At 36.6% G+C, this 23,415-nt stretch carries 19 protein-coding genes; 15 read left to right on the top strand and 4 right to left on the bottom strand.

What is annotated here, in order from left to right:
• Window positions 1-117: 117 nt before the first annotated feature.
• Window positions 118-402: a co-chaperone GroES gene (gene groES / locus M3175_RS21775; protein WP_066057304.1), complete on the top strand. Its 285-nt coding sequence runs from the start codon at window positions 118-120 to the stop codon at window positions 400-402.
• Between the two features lie 73 nt (window positions 403-475).
• The gene (gene groL, locus M3175_RS21770; RefSeq protein ID WP_251523545.1) at window positions 476-2,101 is read left to right on the top strand and encodes a chaperonin GroEL; all 1,626 of its coding nucleotides are present in this window, start codon (window positions 476-478) and stop codon (window positions 2,099-2,101) included.
• A gap of 170 nt (window positions 2,102-2,271) precedes the next feature.
• Here groL and M3175_RS21765 read toward each other — a convergent pair whose 3' ends face one another.
• Window positions 2,272-3,204: a response regulator gene (locus M3175_RS21765; RefSeq protein WP_251523543.1), complete on the bottom strand. Its 933-nt coding sequence runs from the start codon at window positions 3,202-3,204 to the stop codon at window positions 2,272-2,274.
• Entirely contained in the window at window positions 3,204-4,520 is a 1,317-nt protein-coding gene (locus M3175_RS21760) for a sensor histidine kinase (RefSeq protein WP_371321716.1), read from the bottom strand. Before M3175_RS21760 ends, M3175_RS21765 begins: the two co-directional genes overlap by 1 nt.
• A gap of 386 nt (window positions 4,521-4,906) precedes the next feature.
• Here M3175_RS21760 and M3175_RS21755 point away from each other — a divergent pair, with 386 nt between their 5' ends.
• The 7 genes from M3175_RS21755 to M3175_RS21725 all read left to right on the top strand — a co-directional run bounded on the left by M3175_RS21755 (window position 4,907) and on the right by M3175_RS21725 (window position 13,947).
• The gene (locus M3175_RS21755) at window positions 4,907-6,322 is read left to right on the top strand and encodes an alanine/glycine:cation symporter family protein (protein ID WP_251523541.1); all 1,416 of its coding nucleotides are present in this window, start codon (window positions 4,907-4,909) and stop codon (window positions 6,320-6,322) included.
• A 144-nt stretch (window positions 6,323-6,466) separates the two neighbouring features.
• Window positions 6,467-7,459 (top strand): glutaminase, encoded by a 993-nt coding sequence (locus M3175_RS21750; protein WP_251523539.1) that lies wholly within the window; start codon window positions 6,467-6,469, stop codon window positions 7,457-7,459.
• A 51-nt stretch (window positions 7,460-7,510) separates the two neighbouring features.
• The gene (locus M3175_RS21745; protein ID WP_251523537.1) at window positions 7,511-8,554 is read left to right on the top strand and encodes an asparaginase; all 1,044 of its coding nucleotides are present in this window, start codon (window positions 7,511-7,513) and stop codon (window positions 8,552-8,554) included.
• Window positions 8,523-9,953 carry an aspartate ammonia-lyase gene (gene aspA / locus M3175_RS21740; RefSeq protein WP_251523535.1) on the top strand — a complete coding sequence of 477 codons (1,431 nt, stop codon included), beginning with the start codon at window positions 8,523-8,525 and terminating at the stop codon, window positions 9,951-9,953. Before M3175_RS21745 ends, aspA begins: the two co-directional genes overlap by 32 nt.
• Window positions 9,954-10,160: 207 nt before the next feature.
• A complete protein-coding gene (nhaC, locus tag M3175_RS21735; protein WP_251523521.1) occupies window positions 10,161-11,570 on the top strand; it encodes a Na+/H+ antiporter NhaC in 1,410 nt (469 codons plus the stop codon).
• A 396-nt stretch (window positions 11,571-11,966) separates the two neighbouring features.
• Window positions 11,967-12,923: a UCP032817 domain-containing protein gene (locus M3175_RS21730; protein WP_251523508.1), complete on the top strand. Its 957-nt coding sequence runs from the start codon at window positions 11,967-11,969 to the stop codon at window positions 12,921-12,923.
• Window positions 12,924-13,221: 298 nt separating this feature from the next.
• Window positions 13,222-13,947 carry a YybI family spore inner coat protein gene (locus M3175_RS21725; protein ID WP_251523506.1) on the top strand — a complete coding sequence of 242 codons (726 nt, stop codon included), beginning with the start codon at window positions 13,222-13,224 and terminating at the stop codon, window positions 13,945-13,947.
• A gap of 452 nt (window positions 13,948-14,399) precedes the next feature.
• Here M3175_RS21725 and M3175_RS21720 read toward each other — a convergent pair whose 3' ends face one another.
• Complete coding sequence (locus tag M3175_RS21720; protein ID WP_251523504.1) at window positions 14,400-15,590, bottom strand: aminotransferase-like domain-containing protein; 1,191 nt, start codon at window positions 15,588-15,590, stop codon at window positions 14,400-14,402.
• A gap of 253 nt (window positions 15,591-15,843) precedes the next feature.
• Here M3175_RS21720 and M3175_RS21715 point away from each other — a divergent pair, with 253 nt between their 5' ends.
• The 3 genes from M3175_RS21715 to nikB all read left to right on the top strand — a co-directional run bounded on the left by M3175_RS21715 (window position 15,844) and on the right by nikB (window position 19,198).
• Window positions 15,844-16,416, top strand: a complete 573-nt coding sequence (locus M3175_RS21715) for an XRE family transcriptional regulator (RefSeq protein ID WP_251523502.1) — start codon at window positions 15,844-15,846, stop codon at window positions 16,414-16,416.
• Window positions 16,417-16,617: 201 nt separating this feature from the next.
• Window positions 16,618-18,234 carry a nickel ABC transporter substrate-binding protein gene (gene nikA, locus M3175_RS21710; RefSeq protein WP_251523500.1) on the top strand — a complete coding sequence of 539 codons (1,617 nt, stop codon included), beginning with the start codon at window positions 16,618-16,620 and terminating at the stop codon, window positions 18,232-18,234.
• 19 nt (window positions 18,235-18,253) lie between these two features.
• Complete coding sequence (nikB, locus tag M3175_RS21705) at window positions 18,254-19,198, top strand: nickel ABC transporter permease subunit NikB (protein WP_251523498.1); 945 nt, start codon at window positions 18,254-18,256, stop codon at window positions 19,196-19,198.
• Window positions 19,199-19,275: 77 nt separating this feature from the next.
• Here the strand turns inward: nikB and M3175_RS21700 are convergent.
• A protein-coding gene (locus M3175_RS21700) for an IS3 family transposase (protein WP_160547515.1) occupies window positions 19,276-20,612 on the bottom strand; the annotation gives its coding sequence in 2 pieces (ribosomal slippage) (window positions 19,276-20,228 and window positions 20,228-20,612; 1,338 coding nt in all).
• A 118-nt stretch (window positions 20,613-20,730) separates the two neighbouring features.
• Here M3175_RS21700 and nikC point away from each other — a divergent pair.
• Genes nikC through nikE form a run of 3 tightly spaced genes read left to right on the top strand, consistent with a single transcriptional unit; the run spans window position 20,731 to window position 23,197 of the window.
• Window positions 20,731-21,501, top strand: coding sequence for a nickel ABC transporter permease subunit NikC (nikC, locus tag M3175_RS21695; protein ID WP_371321717.1), 771 nt, complete (start codon window positions 20,731-20,733; stop codon window positions 21,499-21,501).
• Between the two features lie 19 nt (window positions 21,502-21,520).
• Window positions 21,521-22,345 (top strand): nickel import ATP-binding protein NikD, encoded by an 825-nt coding sequence (nikD, locus tag M3175_RS21690; RefSeq protein ID WP_251523496.1) that lies wholly within the window; start codon window positions 21,521-21,523, stop codon window positions 22,343-22,345.
• A gap of 33 nt (window positions 22,346-22,378) precedes the next feature.
• Entirely contained in the window at window positions 22,379-23,197 is an 819-nt protein-coding gene (gene nikE / locus M3175_RS21685; RefSeq protein ID WP_251523494.1) for a nickel import ATP-binding protein NikE, read from the top strand.
• Window positions 23,198-23,415 lie beyond the last annotated feature (218 nt).

Raw genomic sequence — 23,415 nt, 5'->3', positions numbered from 1 at the left:
GCGGTTTCTCGCTTGCAAAAAATGAAGAGATTCATTAATATAATAGTTGTGTTAGCACTCTAGTTAAGTGAGTGCTAATAATTCAAATCTTACATATATTTGAGGAGGTTGTTTCACTTGTTAAAGCCACTAGGTGATCGCATTGTAATTGAGCTAGTTGAAACGGAAGAAAAAACGGCAAGCGGTATTGTACTACCAGACTCTGCTAAAGAGAAGCCTCAAGAAGGCAAAGTAGTTGCTGTCGGCACTGGCCGCGTACTTGAAAGCGGTGAGCGTGTTGCTCTTGAAGTTTCTGTGGACGACCGTATTATCTTCTCAAAATACGCTGGCACAGAAGTTAAGTACGAAGGAAAAGAGTACTTAATTCTACGTGAAAACGATATTTTAGCTATTCTTGGATAAGAGTAGAACTTTCTTATTTTAAAACTAAACGAAGACAGAATAGATTGAAAAAACTCGAGGAGGGTATTTTACAATGGCTAAAGAAATTAAGTTTAGTGAAGACGCACGTCGCTCGATGCTTCGTGGAGTAGATGCACTTGCAAATGCTGTAAAAGTAACATTAGGACCAAAAGGACGTAACGTGGTTCTTGAAAAGAAATTCGGTTCACCACTTATTACTAACGATGGTGTAACAATCGCAAAAGAAATCGAACTTGAAGATGCATTCGAAAACATGGGTGCTAAGCTTGTTGCTGAAGTAGCTAGCAAAACAAATGATGTTGCTGGTGACGGTACAACAACTGCAACGGTTCTTGCTCAAGCGATGATTCGCGAAGGCTTAAAGAACGTAACAGCTGGTGCGAACCCAATGGGTATCCGTAAAGGGATGGATAAGGCAGTAGCGGTAGCGGTACAAGAGCTACGTGCAATCTCTAAACCTATCGAAAGCAAAGCTTCTATCGCTCAAGTTGCAGCTATTTCTGCGGCTGATGATGAAGTAGGCCAATTAATTGCTGAAGCAATGGAGCGCGTTGGTAACGACGGCGTTATCACAATCGAAGAATCAAAAGGCTTCACTACTGAGCTTGATGTAGTAGAAGGTATGCAATTCGATCGTGGATATGCATCTCCATACATGGTAACAGACTCTGATAAAATGGAAGCTGTTTTAGACAATCCATTTATCTTAATCACAGATAAGAAAATTGGAAGCATCCAAGAAATCCTTCCAGTTCTAGAGCAAGTGGTACAACAAGGTAAGCCATTATTACTTGTTGCTGAGGATGTAGAAGGTGAAGCATTAGCTACATTAGTAGTTAACAAGCTTCGTGGAACATTCAATGCAGTTGCTGTTAAGGCTCCTGGATTCGGTGATCGTCGTAAAGCTATGCTTGAAGACATCGCTATCTTAACAGGTGGGGAAGTAATCACTGAAGAGCTAGGTCGTGACCTTAAGTCTGCAACGATTCAATCTCTAGGTCGCGCTTCTAAGGTTGTTGTAACAAAAGAAAACACAACAATCGTTGAAGGTGCTGGAGATTCTGCACAAATCGCAGGTCGTGTAAACCAAATCCGTGCGCAAATGGAAGAAACAACTTCTGAATTTGACCGCGAAAAATTACAAGAGCGCTTAGCTAAGTTAGCTGGCGGTGTAGCAGTGGTTAAAGTTGGTGCTGCTACTGAAACAGAATTAAAAGAGCGCAAGCTTCGTATTGAAGACGCATTGAACTCAACTCGTGCTGCTGTTGAAGAAGGTATCGTTTCTGGTGGTGGTGTTGCCCTACTTAACGTATACAACAAAGTGGCTGCTCTAGAGGTTACTGGTGACGAGAAGACAGGTGTGAACATCGTTCTACGTGCGATGGAAGAGCCAGTTCGTACAATCGCACACAATGCAGGTCTTGAAGGATCTGTTATCGTTGAGCGCTTAAAGCGTGAAGAAGTTGGAACAGGCTTCAACGCAGCTACTGGCGAGTGGGTAAACATGATCGAAGCTGGTATCGTTGACCCAACTAAGGTAACTCGTTCAGCTCTTCAAAACGCTGGATCTGTTGCAGCAATGTTCTTAACAACTGAAGCAGTTGTTGCAGACATCAAAGAAGATACTCCTGCAATGCCTGACATGGGCGGCATGGGTGGAATGGGCGGCATGATGTAATCTGCCCCAATAAAAAAGAAGCTTCTCATTAGTTCACTGAACTTTTGGGAGGCTTCTTTTATCTTTCATTAGATTATTAAACTGTTGGGAGGGCTTACTTAAATGTTTGATGTCATATCAGATGTGATGTGCGGTTGCTCTTTTATAGTGATGGTTGTTCTTATTTGGTTTTATCTTTCTAACATCATACGTTTTGCTTCAAAATATAAAGCATGAATAAATTTCTTTATATTTATTCGTGTAGAAGCGAACGCTGGTTTTGTGTCATTTTTTAACTCTGTCATCTTTTTACGAACGATAGTAAAGTCAAAAAACTGGGAAGAATACTTTTCAAATTTTGCATTTGAGAAATCTGTAAGTCCCAAAGATGCTAAGTGATTCAATGACTGATAAATGGTTCTCCGAACACGCTGTTTAGAAGCTTTTGCCTCTCTTCTTAAAGCCCCTTCGTCAGCAGTAGCTCCAAGCTTTTTATTTGCTAAATACTCATAAATGTCATTAAGAGATGGTAATCCATGTTCAAATGTATTCTTTTTCTCATATTTAAATAAAAAAGCCAATATTTCTATTAAATCTTTGCTGCCACTCTCACCAGAAATACCTAATTCTGTGAAAAGTAACTCACCATAATTTTTAATATTATATTCCTTAAAAGATGTCTCCTTTTGCTGCAACATTGTATCCGTTTGAAGAACAGTATTTAATGACTTTTGAATGTCATGAATGGATTTTTCTAGTCGAGAATGTTCCATTACTTTTCGGATAACAGCAAGCACTTCTATTCTATTAATTGGCTTTATTATGTAGTTTTCTATTCCAAGTGTATATGCTTTACTAATCAGTTCTTTTGACTCTATTTGAGAAATCATTATGATTTTCCCCTTAAAAGTTGGTTTGATAGATTGTATGGTTTCAAGCCCATCACGATTTGGCATTAATAAATCAATCAATAAAATATCGACCTTTTTTAAGTTTAAAGTTTCTCCATTCAATAATGCCCCATCATCGGATTCTCCAACAATTTGACCTAGATCTTCATCCTCGATAAATTGAGCAAGCATGGAACGAACGATTACATCATCATCTGTTATATAAAAGTTCATCAAGAATTCTCCTTTTCAATCAAATTATCAACAGGCAAAAAAATAATGAAAACTGTTCCTATTTCGTTTGAGCCACGTTTAAAGGTGACGTTTCCCTTGAGCTTTTTGACCATATGTTCTACAAAAGTTAATCCAATACCTGTTGAGGGATATCCCATACCGTCAAATTTAGAAGTGAAGCCAGGTTTAAATATTAATTCCCTATTTTTATCTGAAATTCCTGGTCCGTCATCTTCGATCTGAAATTGAACCGAGTTATGTTGGAAACTTACTTCTATATTGATTGTTCCCTTTTTTTTAATAGCTTCTACAGCGTTTGCAACTAAATTGTTAACAATCGATAGAATGGTATATATATGGTAATTGGGGTGATTTCCCTTAATGTTATAACTAAAAAGAATATCTTTTTCTAAAAAATGTGCATACTTTTCATTTGCTCTAACAATTATTTTAATCAGATCAGAAATATTGATATAGTCTGTAAAACCTTCATTTGAGATAAGTTTTGATAAGCCTGCAAAAATTCTCTGATTATCTTTTTTAATCTCATGTATTTCACCAGCTATTTCTAGTAATTGTTGACTGGTTTTTTCAATAAACTTAATGTCTACTATTTCATTATGAATTAATTCCCTATATAATTCGTAAGTTTTTATTGTAATCGTTTCCGAATTTTGTAGTGTTTTTTTTAAATGAATAGATTCCTCATATAAATTAGATACGTGTAATAACATATGTTCATTACGCTTTCGAACTTCTATCTCCCGGGATTGTGCTTCATAAAGTTTCATCATACTAAACACACCTAATACCATAAAGCTATGAGTAAGAGCAATAAAAAACATCTCAATAAATGACCCTGAAGTAATCGTGACTTTAAAAATAATATACTGTATGAATATCTCTACAAGATTGGACAATATTTCAATGATTATCCCAAAGAAACCAATGATCAAAGGTCGACGATGAAAATAATTTACTTTTACTATATAAAAAAGGCAAGTATAGGTGAAGTAAAAGAAAAAACTGGGATAATGAGTTTCAAAAGAAGTTAGCCAGTTAAAGTTTGCCTCCAATATGAAATCTAGTAGAATACGAAAAAATACAACAAGCATAGCTGTTAAAAAGCCTGGGATAATTGCAGTTTTTCTTAAAAATAATAGGAATAAGAAAAGGGTTGGCGGACCTAAACTAACTCGAAACGTATCATTAATGGGATAAAAGTTTATTTCACCTGCTAATGGAACAAAAAGTATCATGAATAGAATAATGGTACGATCTTTCCTATTTAAAGGATTAATACTCAAAACGAACACTTCCCATTTAAAATTTCGAATAGTAATGATAGTTTAAATAAAAAGTTCTTCTGAATCAACAACAGATTATCTGAATATTATTTAAATTTTTAAAAGTTTATTTGTAGTAATCGGTTACTTTTTGTAGCTTGGATTCTAAAATAAATTATATTTGTGACTAAAATTTGAAAACGCTTACATGAGGAGGTGGATTCAATTTGAAAAAAGATGGGATGATGCAATTGGATCAGGAAGAAGTTGTACTTCTTATCACAATACCAGGATTAAAGAAATATAGCTGCAATTATTCTTGCAGAAATAGGAGCAGATATTCCTCAATTCCCTATTTCTAAACATCTTGCTTCTATAAACCTATATTTATTATCACAGAAAAAGAGGTGATCTTTATGGCAGAAAGTTTGATTAATTGGGGAAATGCAATTCTATGGTCCTATGTTTTAATAGTTTTACTTGTTGGTATGGGGATTTATTTTACTTTCAAAACAAAATTTGTTCAAGTGACGAATCTAAAAGAAATGTTTCGTTTATTAAAGGAAAGTCCTACTACTAGAAATGGAAAGAAACAAGTTTCATCATTTGGAGCGTTTTGTATTAGTGCAGCTTCAAGAATAGGTACAGGTAATCTAGCTGGTGTTGCCATTGCGATTACATTAGGTGGCCCAGGTGCTGTGTTTTGGATGTGGGTTGTCGCAATCTTCAGTGCAGCATTAAGCTTTATTGAAAGTACGCTAGCTCAAGTCTATAAAGTAAAAGATTCAAACGGGTTCAAAGGCGGACCAGCCTACTATATGGAAAAAGCGCTTGGTGCAAGATGGATGGGAGTGTTGTTTGCACTTTTAATCACCTTTTGTTTTGGACTAGCTTTTAATTCCGTTCAAGCAAATACCATTTCAATTGCATTTGAGGAAGCATTTAATACGAACCGTCTTGTGATCGGTGTAATCTTAACTGCGCTTACCGCAGTCGTTATTTTTGGTGGTGTTAATCGTATTGCTAAAGTGTCTCAGGTGGTTGTACCAGTCATGACTGTATTCTATTTATTGTTGGCTGTATATATAGTCATATTAAATATTGGTGAACTTCCAAGGATCATCGGGCTTATCTTAACTAGTGCATTTGGTTTAAACGAAGCAGTTGCTGGTGGGATTGGTGCAGCAATAATGAATGGTGTAAAACGTGGATTATTTTCTAATGAAGCTGGTATGGGAAGTGCGCCAGTTGCAGCCGCTACAGCAGATGTAAGCCATCCAGCAAAGCAAGGGTTTATCCAAACGCTAGGTGTTTTTGTTGATACATTGTTAATTTGTAGTGCTACAGCATTCATTATTTTATTGTCTGGAATTTCTGGTGAAGGGCTAGGTGGAATACAGCTTACTCAGAGCGCATTAGCTAGCCACGTTGGTCCATGGGCAAGTATTTTTGTTGCCATTACGATTCTGTTACTTTGTTTTAGCTCAATTATTGGAAATTATTATTACGCCGAATCAAACATTGGATTTATTAATGAAAACAAAGTGGTTATCCTTATATTCCGTCTAGCTGTGTTAGGAATGGTTCTTTTTGGCTCACTATCAAATTTAAGCATGGTTTGGAATTTAGCTGACCTTTTTATGGCACTAATGGCAATCACGAACTTAATCGCACTTGCTCTAATTGGGAAGATTGCACTTGCTGTGTTAAAAGACTACGTGAAACAGAAAAAAGAGGGGAAAGAGCCTGTATTTTATGCAAGCAACATCAAAGGGCTTGAAAATGTAGAATGCTGGAAAGATGAAAAGGTCGAGGTGCGTAAAGAAGCATAAAAGAAATGCGCAGGCACCCTGTCACAAGAAACAAATTATATATTTAGAGAAAATATTTTTTCGATGTGTTTGTAGTGTTCTGTTTCTTTGCGTAGCATATATTCTAAGCTAGAAAATAGGAAGCGCTTACAGGGGGGTGGGGAAATGTATCAGCAAAAGATAATAGAAATAAATCAAGAAAGGGGCCTCATGGAGGAAAAATACCTTGATGAATGGGTTAGGAAATACCGTTTGCTTGGTATGAAAGGCCGATGTGCTGAATATATCCCAGCTTTAAGCGAATCTAACCGATCAGATTTAGGAGTTTACATGATTAGTTCTGATGGTGTTGAGATTAAGGCAGGAGAATGGCAAGTTCCTTTTACTTTGCAAAGTATTTCAAAAGTTATTAGTTTTATTGCAGCATGTTTAGACCGTGGAATTCCATATGTATTAAATCACGTTGATGTCGAACCAACAGGGGATGCTTTTAACTCTATCGTTCGTTTAGAAATGCATAAACCAGGTAAACCTTTCAATCCAATGATTAACGTGGGAGCAATTACAGTCACATCTCTTCTTAATGGAGAATCACCAGAGCAAAAGTTAGAATCAATTTATAAATTAATAGAAAAAATGATTGGGAGACGACCAACCTTTAATGAAAAAGTATTTCAGTCTGAGTGGAAAACAGCAAATCGAAATAGAGCTTTAGCTTATTATTTGAAAGAAATGGGATTTTTAGAGTCAAACGTAGAAGATGTGTTAAAAGTTTACTTAAAACAATGTGCAATCGAAGTAAATACAAAAGATATTTCTTTAATTGGTTTAATTATATCTAATAATGGTTACGACCCAATTCAAAAAAGACAAGTATTTCCAAAACAAATAGGAAAGTTAATCAAGGGTTTAATGCTAACTTGCGGGATGTATAATGCTTCAGGGAAGTTTGCAGCATTTGTTGGAATACCAGCAAAAAGTGGCGTATCGGGTGGGATTATGGCATCTGTTCCAGCGAGATATCGACAAAATACACCTTTTCAAACAGGGTGTGGTATTGGGATTTATGGACCTGCTATAGATGAATATGGAAATAGTCTGGCAGGTGTTGAGTTATTAAAACATCTTGCAGAGGTATATGACCTCAGTATTTTTTAGTTATTGAGCTATTTTATTACTGAAAATGAAAGTTATAAAGGGGATATTATCTTGAAGAAGTTACTGTTACTTACTACAGGTGGGACAATCGCTTCATTAGAAGGAGAAAATGGATTAGCTCCTGAGATGAAGGGAGATGAACTTTTGAGTTATCTTTCAGGAATAAATTTACATTGTCAGATTGATAGTAAGCCTTTGATGAATATAGATAGTACAAATATGCAACCAGAAAATTGGGCGAAAATAGCAATATCAATATATGAGCACTACGATAATTACGATGGCTTCGTTATTACACATGGGACAGATACGATGGCTTACACTTCAGCTGCGCTATCTTATATGCTACAAAATAGTGGGAAACCCATTGTGATAACAGGATCTCAAGTCCCAATTTCCTTTCAGCAAACAGATGCTAAAAGAAATATCTCTGATGCGTTTCGGTTTGCTTGTGAAGAAATTGGTGGAGTATATGTTGTTTTTGATGGGAGAGTTATTCAAGGGACAAGAGCAATTAAAGTAAGAACAAAAAGCTATGATGCGATTGAAAGCATTAATTATCCTTATGTGGCTTTTATATATAACGAGTGTATTCATTATAATCTACCAATCGATACGTCAAAGAATAAAGAGATAAAGCTAGATACTTCCCTTTGTACAGATGTTTTATTAATAAAGTTGTATCCTGGCATGAAGCCGGAATTCTTTGACTCTCTGAAGAATTTATGTAAAGGGATAGTAGTTGAGAGTTATGGAAGCGGTGGTATTCCATTTGACAGAAGAAACATTGTAGAAAAATTAAATGACTTGACTAAATACGGAATATCTATTGTCGTTACTACTCAATGTTTAGAAGAAGGAGAGGATATGGATATTTATGAAGTAGGGAGAAAAGTTGATCGTAATACCATTATTCGTTCAAGGAATATGAATACTGAAGCCATTGTTCCAAAATTAATGTGGGCTTTAGGCAAGACAGGGGATCCGCAAAAGGTGAAGATGGTTATGGAAACACCAGTTGCAAATGATTTAGATTTTAACACTTACAAGGGGAGTGAAGGAAATGGTGATAGACAAGAAAGAATACCGAATTGAGAGAGATTTTCTTGGAGAGAAGGAAATACCCGCAAATGTTTATTATGGAATACAAACGTTGCGGGCTGTAGAAAATTTTCCAATCACTAGCTATAAAATTCATACAGAAATGATAAAAGCGCTAGCAATGGTTAAAAAAGCAGCAGCACTTGCTAATATGGATATTAAGCGTTTATATGAAGGAATTGGTAATGTAATTGTTCAATCTACAGATGAAATCCTAGAGGGAAAATGGCACGAGTATTTTATAGTCGACCCGATCCAAGGCGGAGCCGGCACGTCAATGAATATGAATGCAAATGAAGTCATTGCAAACCGTGCGCTTGAGTTACTTGGCCATAATAAAGGAGAATATGGAAAATTAAGCCCTAATAGTCATGTGAATATGTCGCAATCAACAAACGATGTGTTTCCGACAGCCATACATATCTCTACACTTAATATGCTGAACAAGCTTCTGGATACCATGAATGACATGTTAAATGCCTTTAAGAAAAAAGCTCAGCAATTTGACCATATTATAAAAATGGGACGTACTCACCTTCAAGATGCTGTACCCATTCGCCTTGGTCAAGAATTTGAAGCTTACAGCCTTGTATTGGAACGTGACATTAAACGGATTGGACAAACACGCCTGCATCTTTACGAAGTGAATATGGGAGCGACGGCTGTAGGGACAGGGTTAAATGCTGACCCTAAGTATATAAAAAATGTGGTAAAGCACCTTTCAGATATTAGTGGCTTACAGCTTGTAGGAGCTGAACACCTTGTCGATGCTACACAAAGTACAGATGCTTACACAGAAGTGTCAGCAGCATTGAAGGTCTGCATGATGAATATGTCCAAAATAGCAAATGACTTACGATTAATGGCATCTGGACCTCGTGCGGGATTTGGAGAAATTACCTTACCATCACGTCAGCCTGGATCCTCCATCATGCCAGGAAAGGTAAACCCAGTAATGCCAGAGCTTATTAACCAAGTTGCCTTTCAGGTTATTGGAAACGACCATACGATTTGCTTAGCCTCTGAAGCAGGACAGCTGGAATTAAACGTGATGGAACCTGTGTTGGTTTTTAACTTGCTGCAATCCATCAGCATCATGAACAATGCATTTCGAAGCTTTACAGACTTTTGTTTAACAGGTATAAAAGCAAATGAAGGACGGATGAAGGAATATGTTGAAAAAAGTGTGGGATTACTTACAGCTGTAAATCCTCACATAGGGTATGAAGTTGCATCACGAATTGCTCGAGAGGCCATCTTAAAAGGTAAATTAATTAGAGAGCTTTGCCTACAATATGAAGTGTTGACAGAGGAAGAGCTTGATTTAATATTAAATCCTTACGAAATGACAAATCCCGGAATATCCGGTAGTGCCCTTTTCGAACGAGTGTAACAAACAATACTTTGATAAATAAAACTTAAAAGGTAATAAGCTCCGATTATAAAATCATCCTATTAGGAACCATAGTATGATAGTAAAATATATTCGTTATTAAATATTTCCTATGTATCTCTTAATTTTGAGATGACTTTTAAAAGAAAGATGAACGTTTAAATATAGAATTCCGAAAGAGCTTTATTGTTGATAGGGGGAGTAGGTGTGAGGAATGTACGATTACCATCAATGTTAGAGATTATCATAACATTGGGTTTGTTTTTAAGCGTTGTTTTTTCATTTACCACTATATTTGATTTACCGATACAGCTAGCATTATTGATATCGTGGTTCATTGTTATTTTACTTGGATTACACTTAGGACACAGATACCAGCAATTGCAAGAAGCTATTACAAATGGGATTTCAAATGGTCTTGAGGCTATATTAATTCTCATGGTAGTTGGTGCCCTTATCGGTACTTGGATTGCAGGAGGAGTCGTACCAACACTTATTTATTACGGTTTAGAGTTTATCCACCCGAGTATTTTCTTATTAGCTACACTCGTCACTTGCTCGATCACATCTTTGGCAACAGGTACATCGTGGGGAACAGTAGGGACTGCAGGAATCGCAATGATGGCAATAGGAGAAGGAATGGGTATCCCTCTGCCGCTTGTAGCTGGTGCTGTTCTTTCAGGTGCATACTTTGGAGATAAACTTTCTCCACTTTCTGACAGTACCGTACTCGCTGCATCAATGTCGAAAGTTGATGTTATTGCACACGTACGTGGCATGTTATATTTAGATATCCCTGCATATATCATTACTGCTATTCTTTTTACTATAGTAGGGTTTATGTATAGCGGGAAAAATACAGATTTGGAAAAGGTGGAATTTCTAAAGTCTGCATTACTTGAAAACTTTACAATTCAAATCTGGATGCTCATTCCAGCTATTTTTGTCATTCTAATGCTAGCACTGAAACAACCTTCTATACCAACAATTGCTGCAGGAGCTTTCCTAGGTGCTATTTGGGCAACTGCCTTTCAAGGGGTAGACTTTTCCGTAGCTATTGGTATTGCTTACAATGGTTTTTCAATAGATACAGGCATCGAATTCATGGATAATCTTTTGAACCGTGGAGGGATCCAGGGGATGCTAGGATCAATCGTCGTAATTATTTTTGGATTAGGATTTGGTGGTCTTTTAGAACATTTGGGAGTACTAAAAGTAATAGTATCTAAATTCCAGAAATGGCTAACTTCAGCAGGTAATGTGACTATATCAACAATAATTGTAGCCTTTTTAGCGAATGTATTTGGTTGCGCTATGTACGTATCTTTAATTTTAACACCTAAGATTATGGAAGAAAACTATGATAAATTATATATTGATAGGAGAGTATTAGCGCGAAATTCTGAAGTCGGTGGAACACTAACATCTGGGATGATTCCATGGTCTGACAACGGGATTTTCATGGCAGGGATTTTAGGAGTAGCTACCTTTTCTTATGTTCCATTTATGTGGTTAAGTTTTGTTTCCATTTTACTAGCGATCATTTATGGTTATACAGGAAAATATATTTGGTACACTAAAAATGATGTCCAAAAACTTCGACAGCAGGCTAACTAAAAATATTTTCTCTCTTTAAAGGGAAATATTCATAAAAGGAAGTAAGAATTTAAAATCCTAGAGGTGTATTCTGAACTCTTTTAATTCTACAACATAAAAATTTAGACTTTTGGTCTTTATTTTTTCTTCTATTGTTTTGAATTATTTTATAGTTTATAAATGCTCATCCAATTTCCATGGTGAGTGTGAGAATTACGGTAACACTATTTACTTTAAAATGCTAACATTTTACTAATGCAATGGAAGTTTCTCATAAGTTAACTAACTTGTGAGAAGCTTCTATTTTTTGTTTTGCTCAAGGAAAACGTTTGTTAAATTTTAGAAAATTGAACGAAACTTATCTATGATTAAATCGTATAGATAAGGTGAAGAACATAATTTTAAAGGGGAGAGGGCATGGAACTTTTTATTGGATTTATGGTAATAGGAATCTTTATTCTGCTAGGAAGTACATTGTTTTCAAGCGGGAAGAAAAAATCATTAAGGAATGACCCGATCCCAGAACAACTAGGTGTACAGGTAGAAGAAGGAACCCCGATTGTGAAAAAGCTCGATCAATCCTTACCAAATTTTTATATGGACAATGTGAAAAACCGTGTCTTACAGAATCATCCTAAATGGAAGGATCATGAGTTCGACTGGGGAATGTTTGAGTTAAAGCGGTATTTCTTGATGAATAGTTTATTAAAAACAGTTCCGATGTTCAGCCATCATGTAGATGAAATTTGGCATGAGATGCTAATGTTTACAAGGGATTACGAGAAGTTTTCCAAGGACTTTTACAATGATACACTGCATCACACACCTAATCTGGATACCGCACCGATTCCAGGCGAACGAGCTTTTTTCGATTGGGTTTATATTAGTTTATTTGAAGTGACCACGAACAGCAGAGCAATCTGGGGGAGCTTTTTACAAAACCCCATTAAACGGGAGATTTTAGAAGATTTCCGCCTATTACCTGAGGAGGAGCTACTATCCAAATATTTTAGAAAAAATGAAGATTGGTTAGAAGTGAAAAGATATTTAGTTCGTAAAATGAAAAATGAGATTCATGAGGCCGAGCTGCAAAGCACAGGTTTTAAGAAGGTTGATTCAGATACATCAACAAGTAACGCCCACATATATTCAGTTGCAGCGGGGGCAGCGGTCTACTATTCCATATACGATGAAGAAGAATTTCATGAGCGTATGAGCGAAGTCGCTCCTGAGGAATACCAAAAAGCTGCTCATTTCAGTGGTGGATCATCTTGTTCCGGTTTTGCTTGTAGCAGTGATTCAGGCGATTCAGGTGGTAGTGGAGACTCAGGAGGTTCAAGTTGCTCCAGTTGCGGAGGCGGCTGCAGTAGTTAATTAATAGGAAGAAAAAAGAAACCGGATGGGGTTTCTTTTTTTTGCTGAATAATAGAATAAGGATTAGTTTATTTCTATTTTCTTAGAGTTAATGTTCCTGACAAAAGAGACTCCAAAGGGCTCACCAATCAAGTATGGCATTTTCAGTTGCCAGGGCATAGATAACACTCCTTCCCATATTATATAAACATAGAAAGTTTAAGTTGCTTGTTGTTTTAGCAATCTTAAATTTGAGAATGACATGTGTACAGTTTAGCGCATAAGTTAAAGCATAAATCCAATATGCTAGGAGCCTTATATGTATAATTATCATTTAAATACAAGTATGAGAAATTCAGGTGTTGTCGCTTTTGCCAAGGGGGATGTAAATGGTGACCATATCCCTGATCATGTATTTGTGACAGGTTTCAAAGCATCAAATCTTCCAATGTTTCAAAATATGACCCTCGTCATCCAGAATGGGGCAACAGGAGTTTTTGTTCGTATCCCGCTAAAGGAAAACACAGGATATGATCCCGCACTGTTTTTGGGTGATTTTACAGGTGATGGAGTTAATGATATTTTAATAACCATCCCAACAGGCGGAAGTGGTGGTACAACATATAACTATATTTATTCGTTTGTTAATAATACACCTCGTTTGTTGTTCGACTCTAATGTGTATAATCAACAGTATCAATATGATGTTTCTTTTAAAAATAATTATAAAGTGGAAGTAATAAGTAAAATAAATAAAGCAAAATATCTGATTGATATATCACTGCGTGGAACTGATTATTTAAACGAAATTTACGATGAAAATGGGAAACTGAAGACTCCTATCAGTGGGTGGGTTGACCCCATAAGTGGCTTATATCCAACAGATTACGATTTAAATAAACTTTATGAACTAATAGCCTATCAACAGATTGCTGGAAGATATCATGCGGATTCTTTAGGCCTTATTCAAAATAGATTAAAATGGAACGGCACTACGTTTACTTTGGACTATCAGGATTTAGCTATTTATGGTTCTTATGAATAGGATGTTATAAATACAAATTACAGTTAACTTGAGATTTTTTACTATGTGTATTATCATGTTTTCTCGTTGCTTTGAACAAAAGGAAAAAACCACTTCCTATTGCATGAGGTTCTCTCGAATGTTTGAGATCCTTAAGCGAGTAACCAGCAAAAGTAAAATAAGCGGAGATTTTCCGGTTAGATGCAGAATGGAGCCCATTTCTAGGTAAATAAGCGGAGATTTTCCGCTTATGCAAAGCAAAACCTCCTATTTTCGGGTTTTTCGAGCCAATAGGAGGAATTTTTCCGTCTATTTAAGCCTTTTTTAATCATAATTACTAATTAAGCGGAATTTCTCCGCCTAACTATCAGTTCGGGTGCTTAACCTGATCCCCTAACCGATCGGATAAATAAAGAAAAGACGTATGCAAAATTCATACGTCTTTACTAGTGTCCTTTAATAAGTAGTGGTTATTATTTAACTACCTCAGGCTTCAGCAAAACACTTATTAAACGATCCATCCCGAGTTCAATGGTTTCAGGGGTGGAGTGGCTAAAGTTTAGTCTGAATGTGTTGTTCTTTGGCTCATTCACGTAGAATGGTGCGCCTGGAACAAAGGCCACTCCTTTTTCAACGGCTTGGTTTAATAGAGCAGTTGTGTTTAATTCTTTATGGCCTTCCACCCAGATAAACATTCCACCTTTTGGTTCCTTCCATTTGAACAAATCAGGTCCTAATTTATTTAAGTAGTCTCTCATGATCGTCATACGTTCATAATAGACACTTCTTATGACTTCAATATGAGAAGCAAGGTTAAAATCACGTAATAAATAATAGAGTGCCTGTTGGTCAATGGAACTGGAATGTAAGTCATTCATTTGCTTTGCTTGTACCATCATATTTATGACTTCTGATGGTCCAGTTACCCACCCTGTTCTTAATGCAGGGACAACGGACTTTGAAAATGTACTAGTATATAAAACATGGCTTTGTTCGTGGTCATAGGAAGCTACAGGGTTATATTGTTCCTCTGAATGAAATTGAATATCCCCATATGGATCGTCCTCTAAAACAAGCACATTATTCTCTTGGCAAAGGCTTAGAAGCTTTCGACGTCGATCATCGCTCCATACCTTCCCATCTGGATTAGCAAAGGTAGGAATGATATAAACAAATTTCGGATTTAATGTCTCCATTTTCTCTTTTAAATCTTCTGGTAACATCCCATGTTCATCACTAGATACAGAAATGACATTTGCCCCGTAAGATCGAAACACTTGCAGAGCTGCTAAGTAGGTTGGATCCTCTGTAAGAACAACATCACCGGGAGTCAGCATAATTCTTGAAAACAAGTCAATGGCTTGCTGAGATCCGGTGGTTAGAAGAATATTATCAACTGTAGATGAAATTCCTCTTTCCTCCATCTTTGCTTTAACTGCTTCTCTAAGCGGAATAAATCCTTCTGTTAAACCATATTGCAAAGAAGAATTTCCTGAAGCAAATACTTTCTCATAGGCAATTTTCACTTGTTCGAGAGGGAAGATATCTTCTGCTGGTAATCCACCAGCAAATGAGATGACATGTCCTTGTTGAGTCACTTTAAGAATGTCTCTTACTGCAGAAGATTCAAAGTTTTTGGTTTGGGGTGCAAATGTATAATACATGGTGGTCGCTTCCTTCTATTATTGGTCTGGTAGCTGATCGTCATATAGATGAAATCAGCATATGATATATTGTTTTAAATAGTATAATATAACATACAGGTTATGCAATGGTTTTTTGAAAATATTTTGAAAAATTAAATAAATTACTTTTAACTAATAGTCGTTGTATTGACAATTTTCTGACTTATGATAAAAATATTATACATAACAAAACGTGACATATAGCTACACAAATGAAGGAGTACAATTAAACATGGATAAAAACTCTTTATCTGTCCAAATTGGTGAACAGTTGCGTTATTTCCGTCAGCAACGTCATTTGACATTAGAAGATTTGGCTGAGTTAACAGGTGTTAGCAAACCGATGATCGGACAAATCGAGCGTGGCACCTCTAACCCCACTGTTTCAACTCTTTGGAAAATTGCAGCAGGACTTCAGATTCCGTTTGCTTCTTTCTTAACAACGAATCCCTCGGTGAAAATCAAAAAAGTAGATGAGCAACCTTTTTTTACGGATGATGATGACTTATTTGAAGTGTACAATACCTTTTCATCACCTGGTATTCCTGTTGAAATATATAGAATTCGTTTACTACCTGGCTGTATGCATTTTTCTGAACGAAGTGGATCTGGTACAGTGAAGTCTATTACTGTTCATTCCGGAAGGCTAACGGTAAAAATTGGTGAGGAAGAATCCTTTACTATTAATAATGGAGATTCGGTCTCTTTTACAACCGATAATTGTCAAGTCTATGAAAATACAACAAATACCGTATGTGAAATGAACATGGCCATCTATTACTCTCGTACTCAAGTTCAACTATAGAACTATGGAAAATTTATATAGGAACTTTTATGGGGCTGCTCTAAGTGGAGAAGCCTCTTTGCTATTTGGTATTAAAAAACACTACAACGAAGGTAGATATATTGAATACTTTGTGACAATTTGAAATTGTATTGACAATTATATGCTCCAACTCTACTATTGATAATAGTTATCATTATCAGCTTGAGAGGAGCAAGATTTATGTTAAGAAAACCAGTTCTAATTATATCTATGATTATTCTAATTTTATCATTAGCTTTAATGGGCTGTTCAAATGAATCAGCAGAAAATAAAGAGGATACGGCAGGTAAAAGTGATAATACACTTACTTTTGCATGGCCTAGAGATATAGGTGAATTGAATCCACATATGTATAATCCATCACAATTATTTTCTACATCGATGGTATATGAGCCTTTAGTAAGCTTTGGGGATGGAGGAGAGCTACAACCACATCTAGCAGAGTCTTGGGATATTTCTACGGACGGGAAGGAATATTTATTCCATTTACGTCAAGATGTAAAATTTTCAGATGGTACAAGTTTTAATGCAGAGATTGTGAAAAAGAACTTTGATGCTATACTTAAAAATGTAGATTTTCATAGTTGGTTAGGATTTATTTCAAAGATTGCTCAAACAGAGGTGATCGATGAATATACGTTTAAATTAACGTTAACGGAACCCTATTATCCTACTATCCAGGAGTTAGCAGTTGTACGTCCTGTACGTTTCCTTGGAGAAGCTGGTTTCCCTCAAGATGGGGACACGTCTAAAGGTGTAGAAAAGCCAGTGGGGACAGGTCCATGGGTACTCGATGAATATAAAGTAGACGAATACGCTGTCTTTAAACGAAACGAAGATTATTGGGGAGAACTTCCAAATGTAGAGAAGATTACAGTAAAAGTCATTCCTGATGCGGAAACACGTGTACTTGCTTTCGAAAAAGGTGAATTAGACCTTTTGTATGGTGAGGGTGTGATCAGTATCGATTCGTTTAATCAATTAAAATCAACAGGTTCTTATGGGACGAGCATTTCTGAACCAGTAGCTACTAGACAGCTCGTCATGAATACAACCAAAGAACAGCTATCTGATGAACGTGTTCGTCAAGCATTACATTATGGTTTCAATAAAGCGGCTTTGGTTGAGGGAGTTACCTCCGGTTTAGAAGAGAAGGCAGACTATATCTTACCAACAAACCTTCCTTATACTTCAGATATTGATGTAACGACAGTAAAATATAATGTAGAAAAAGCGCAGCAACTATTAGATGAAGCGGGCTGGAAATTGCCAAAAGGTAAAACAGTTCGTGAAAAAGATGGAACACCGCTAGAAGTCGAGTTAATGTATAACTCAGCTGAATCTATCCAAAAGACAATGGCTGAAACATTACAAGCTGAGTGGGCAGGAATAGGTGTAAAATTAAATATTGTAGGAGTGGAGCTTACTACTCAAGTAGAAAGGTTCAAAGCGAATGAGTTTGAAATGAACTTTTTCAGTAACTATGGTGCTCCATATGACCCACATTCTTTCGTAAATGTCATTGCGACAGAAGGATTTGGATTTAATGAAGCCATTTCCGCTTATCCTAACAAAGATGAGATATTTAGCAAAATTGCTAAGGTCACACAAACAACAGATGAAGCTGAGCGTCAACAATTATATTCAGATATCTTAGGTTCTTTACAAGAGCAAGGCGCAATCCTACCTATTTCGTATATTAAGAAAATAGCAATTTATAAAAAGGATGTTTCTAACTTTACATTTCCTGCTAACCGAGACGAACATCCATTTACAGGAGTTAGTGTAAAAGAGTAAACATCAGGAGGAGGTATTTATGGCTACTTATGTCTTTAAACGAATCATCACCATCGTTCCCATTTTTCTTATCGCTACATTCATAACGTTTGGGATGATTAATCTATCACCGGTGGACCCTGCTGAGGCCTACTTTGCTGCAGCACATATCCAAGCAACGGATGAGGCGTTAGAACAAAAGAGACATGAGTTCGGCTTAGATCAACCTCTTCTAATTCAATATGTGAATACCGTTATTAAGATATGCCAGTTTGATTTTGGCATATCTTATGTTACGAATAAACCTGTCTGGGAAGAGATTTCCGCTCGTATTCCAGCGACGATTCAGCTAACGATTGGCAGTCTATTGATTGCCATATTAGTAAGTGTGCCGATAGGCTTTTTTGCAGGTATAAAGAAAAACAGTGGGATCGACCATTTTAGTCGATTCCTCTCTTTTATTGGAGCATCCATCCCATCTTTTTGGCTTGGATATTTATTTATTTTTTTCTTTTCTGTAAAATTAGACCTTTTTCCAGTAGAAGGTACGGGAACTTGGGAGCATTTAATCCTACCTTCACTCACTTTGGCCTTCCCTTTAATTGCTTTATATACTCGCCTGTTACGTGCGAGCATCTTAGAGAATTTGCAAGAATCTTATGTTCTTTTTGCAAGAACCAGAGGACTGCATGAGATGGTCATAATGGGTAAGCATGTGTTAAGGATTGCCATTTCCCCCATGATTACGGGACTTGGAATGAACTTAGGGAATTTATTGACTGGGGCAATAATTGTAGAGGCAGTCTTTTCATGGCCAGGATTTGGACGGTATTTCCTTGAAGCCATTTTTAACCGTGATGTTCCTGTTATTCAAGCCTATGTACTATTAGCAGCGGGATTATTCCTGATTAGCAACTTGATTGTCGACCTTATCCAAATGTATATTGACCCACGTATTTCTAGAAAAGGAAGGCAGCTTCAATGATTGCAAAGTTACGTACTAAATTAAAAGGTCATCAAGTGATTAAAGTGTACCCGTTGTAAAGGACATTTAAAAAAAGGTTATGCCACATCAAGTAGATGATTTCTGTATTCAACAGGGGTCATCTTCTTTAAATTCCATTGATATCTGAAATTGTTATAGTAAGTCATATAACTTCTTATTTCCCTTTTAAGTTCTTCTAAAGAATTACACGGTTTTATAAATGCTTCATCCTTAAAATGTCCGAAAAAAGACTCTTGTGGAGCGTTATCCCAACAGTTTCCCCTTCTTGACATTGATTGTCCTAGACCTAGTTTTTTTACGTGCTTCTGAAAATTGGGACTAGTGTAGTGTACTCCTTGATCTGAGTGAATAAAGGCTCCTTCTGCCAACTCTACTCGTCTATTATTCTTTAACTTTACTAATGTATCCGTAGCTAAATCCAATGTAAGTCGATTAGAAACATTATAGGCCAATATTTCATTCGTTGAACTATCCTTAATAGTGGACAAATAAGCTTTTTGTCCCTTACCGTAATATAAATAAGTAATGTCAGTAAGTAATACCTTACCTGGGATCTCTTGTTTAAATTCACGGTTAAGTAAATTTGGTTGTACCGAATGTTCTTGGGTAGCTTTTAACATCTTTTTATAAGGGTTGGCTCTTCTAATAGGGCATATAATCTTGAATTTCTTCATAATCCTTCGGATTCGTTTTAAGTTATATTTAATATCAAACTGCCCTTTTAACGTCATCTTAATTTGCCGTGCACCTTTATGACGTCGCTTAAAATGAAAAGCTTTTAAAATATTTTCTTTTAAGATTAAATCTTCTTTTTCACGGCGATCTCTGTTTTCCTGAGATTTCGGAGAAAAATAATGATAATAACCCGAGCGAGAAACACCGGATATTTCGCATAAGTAACTTACCATATTTTTAAGTTCATACTTTTCTATTACTGTACGAATTAAGAGAAATTTCTTTTCCGCTGATACTTTTACTCGTTTCTCTCCAGCCCCCTTTCCATCATGTCTAACTTTTTTAGTAATTCATTTTCAGCTCGCAACAGTTGAATTTGTGCTTCTAATTTTGCATTTTTTTCTTCTAAACTAAGCTCTCTTTTAGTGGGTCTCCCAGAATGATCTTTACGTGAATCTCGAAGGCCCATTACTCCAGATTTATTATAAGCAACACGCCATCTATACGCTGCTCTATTTACTCTAACGATACCAGTGATATCAATATCAAAACCTTTGTCCTCAAAGATCTGTCGTGGTGATTTTCCATTTTCGCTTTCAGCTATAAAAATCCTTTTAAATTCATCAGTATAGGTAATACCTTTTGTACTGACAGATTTGACATATTGATTATTAGAAAGGATTTTTATTTCTTTATCATTGAAGAGTTTTTTTGGCATAAGATTATTCTCCGATTCCCACATTTTTTTTCATTATACATAAAAGTACCCGATAGGGCAGACCTTTTTTTCAGTGTCTACTCTATCGGGTACAGTTTAGATTGTTATTTGTTCTTTTATCTTGTGTGTGTTGTTTTTTATTACTATATTTGCCCCTTGGTTGGCACCTAATGATCCTATTGCGGTCAATTTAGCCGATAAGCTGCAGAAACCTTCTTTAGAGTATCCATTAGGTACCGATCACTTAGGCCGATGTACGCTATCTCGTATCCTGTATGGAGCCCGTATATCGCTTGGGTACGCCTTGCTCATTTTTATGTCAGCTTTAAGTATTGGGCTTATTATTGGGATCATTGCTGGGTACAAAGGTGGTTGGGTGGATCAATTGTTAATGAGACTCGGTGATGGACTAATGGCGATTCCCAGCCTGTTGTTTGTTATTGGTTTTGTAGGCATTTGGGGAGCAGGTCTAAAACAAGTCGTCTTAGGATTAATACTCGTACAATGGGTTTACTACGCTAGAGTCATTCGAGGAATGGTTTTAAGCTTGAAAGAACAGAACTATATTACGGCAGCTAAAATTAGTGGTTCTTCTACATGGACCATCTTAAAAAATCATATTATTCCCAACGTGGTTCCCTCACTTGCGGTAATGGGAACTTTAGAAATGGGTTGGGCCATTATGAATTTATCTTCCATGTCCTTTTTAGGGTTAGGTGTTCAACCGCCTACACCGGAGTGGGGAGCGATGATTCATGAAGGAAAGTCATATATCAGAACCAATCCTGCTTTAATGCTGTACCCGGGTTTAATGATTATGCTAGTGGTAGTTACCTTTAACTTATTAGGAGAATCACTATCAGAACGTTTTGGAGTTAAACGTCGCTAATAAAAAAGGACTGTTGAGAATGGAAACAAGAAACATTTTAAATGTACGAGACTTACAAGTGAAAGTAAGAACGAAGGAAGGTTCTGCCACACTTGTTCAGGATATTAATTTTGGGATAAAAAAAGGGGAAATCCTTGGTCTTGTTGGGGAGAGCGGTAGTGGAAAGACCGTTACAAGTATGTCCATTTTACAGCTACACGATCGAAAGAACATGGACATTACGGGGAGTATTACACTACACGATAGGGAATTAAATGGCTTAAGTAACAAGGAGATGCGGAAAATAAGAGGGAAAGATATTGCGTTTATTATGCAAAATCCAATGAATGCCTTTACTCCCGTATTTACGATTGGTCAACAATTTATAGAAACGATTCGCTCTCATACGTCGCTAACGAAAAAGCAAGCAAGGGAGCTTGCTATTGATGTAATGGAAAGTGTGAATTTACCAGAGCCAGATAAATTGTTAAAATATTACCCTTTTCACTTAAGTGGAGGAATGCTTCAACGAGTGATGATTGCCATGGCTGCATGCTTACAGCCATCAGTGATTATTGCCGATGAGCCCACGACTGCACTTGATCTCCACAGCCAAGTATTAGTTCTTCGTCTATTAGAAAAAATACGCTCTGAATACGGAACATCGATCTTACTCATTTCTCATGATCTTGGGGTGATTTCGGAAATGGCTGATCATGTAGTTGTGATGCAACATGGGAAGATCGTAGAAACGGCCAATGTGTTAGAAGTATTTGATAACCCACAGCATGAATACACAAAGAAGCTATTGAGGACAAGACCGACCTTATATGCTGAAAAACAACCGTATACGTTTATGCTGTGAAGAAGGACCCGAATTTTCGAAGAGGTGATACCATTGAGCTTATTACAGGTAAAGCAAGTAAATCTAAGCTTTCATTCGAAGAAGCTTTTTCAAGGCAAGGATCAACCAAAAGTTCTAAAGGATATTTCCTTTGAGATTCAAGAAGGAACCTGTTTAGGCTTAATTGGTACAAGTGGAGCCGGTAAAAGTACGTTAGGGAAAGTCATTCTTGGAATTCAACGTCCACAGCAAGGTCAGGTTTTGTTTCAAGGACATGATATTTACAAAGCGGACAAACAAACACGACAGAAACTTCGTCGAGATCTTCAAGTGGTTTTCCAAGATTCGTATTCATCAGTTAACCCCCGCATGACAGCTGAATCGATTATTAGTGAGCCATTAAAGAATTATGAAAAACTGTCGGTAGAAGAACAAAGAAGAACGGTGATTGAGCTACTTGAAAGAGTAGGATTACATGAAAAGGATCTAAAAAAATATCCGCACCAATTTAGCGGTGGGCAATTGCAAAGAATTAATATTGCTAGAGCCATAGCTCTGAAACCAAGATTAATTGTACTTGATGAATCCGTAAGTAGTTTAGACATGGTCACACAAAGCTTAATTTTACAACTATTAAGCGATTTAAAGGATGACTATGGCTTATCTTATCTGTTTATCACACACGATATAAAAGCGGCTTTTTCCATTTCAGATCAAATAGGCGTTCTTGAAAAAGGAGAATTGATTGAGCTTTATGACTCAAATGACGAGTTTTTCTCCTCCAAACATCCTGTCGTCAAACGATTAAGAGAATCTGTTCTTTCGGAGCATCCGCGCTTTCGTACGATTCGGGCGTGGGAGAATAGGGTGTAGCCTAAGCTATAAAAAATTAAGAATGGGTTTATAGTATTTATTAAGCACCCGAGCTGCTAAATAGACGGAGAAATTCCACTTAATTAGTAATGATTATGAAAAAAAGCTGTAATAGACGGAGAGATTCCGCCTATTTGCTCGAAAAATTCGAAAATGGGGGTTTTTTCTTTGTATAAGCGGAAAACCTCCCTTTATTTACCCCGAAACGAGCTCCATTC

The organism is Robertmurraya korlensis, assembly GCF_023715225.1.
In the GTDB taxonomy this organism is placed as follows: Bacteria; Bacillota; Bacilli; order Bacillales; family Cytobacillaceae; genus Robertmurraya_A.
The sequence above is the reverse complement of the archived record's forward strand: the minus strand, read 5'-3'. Positions and strand labels throughout refer to the sequence as shown.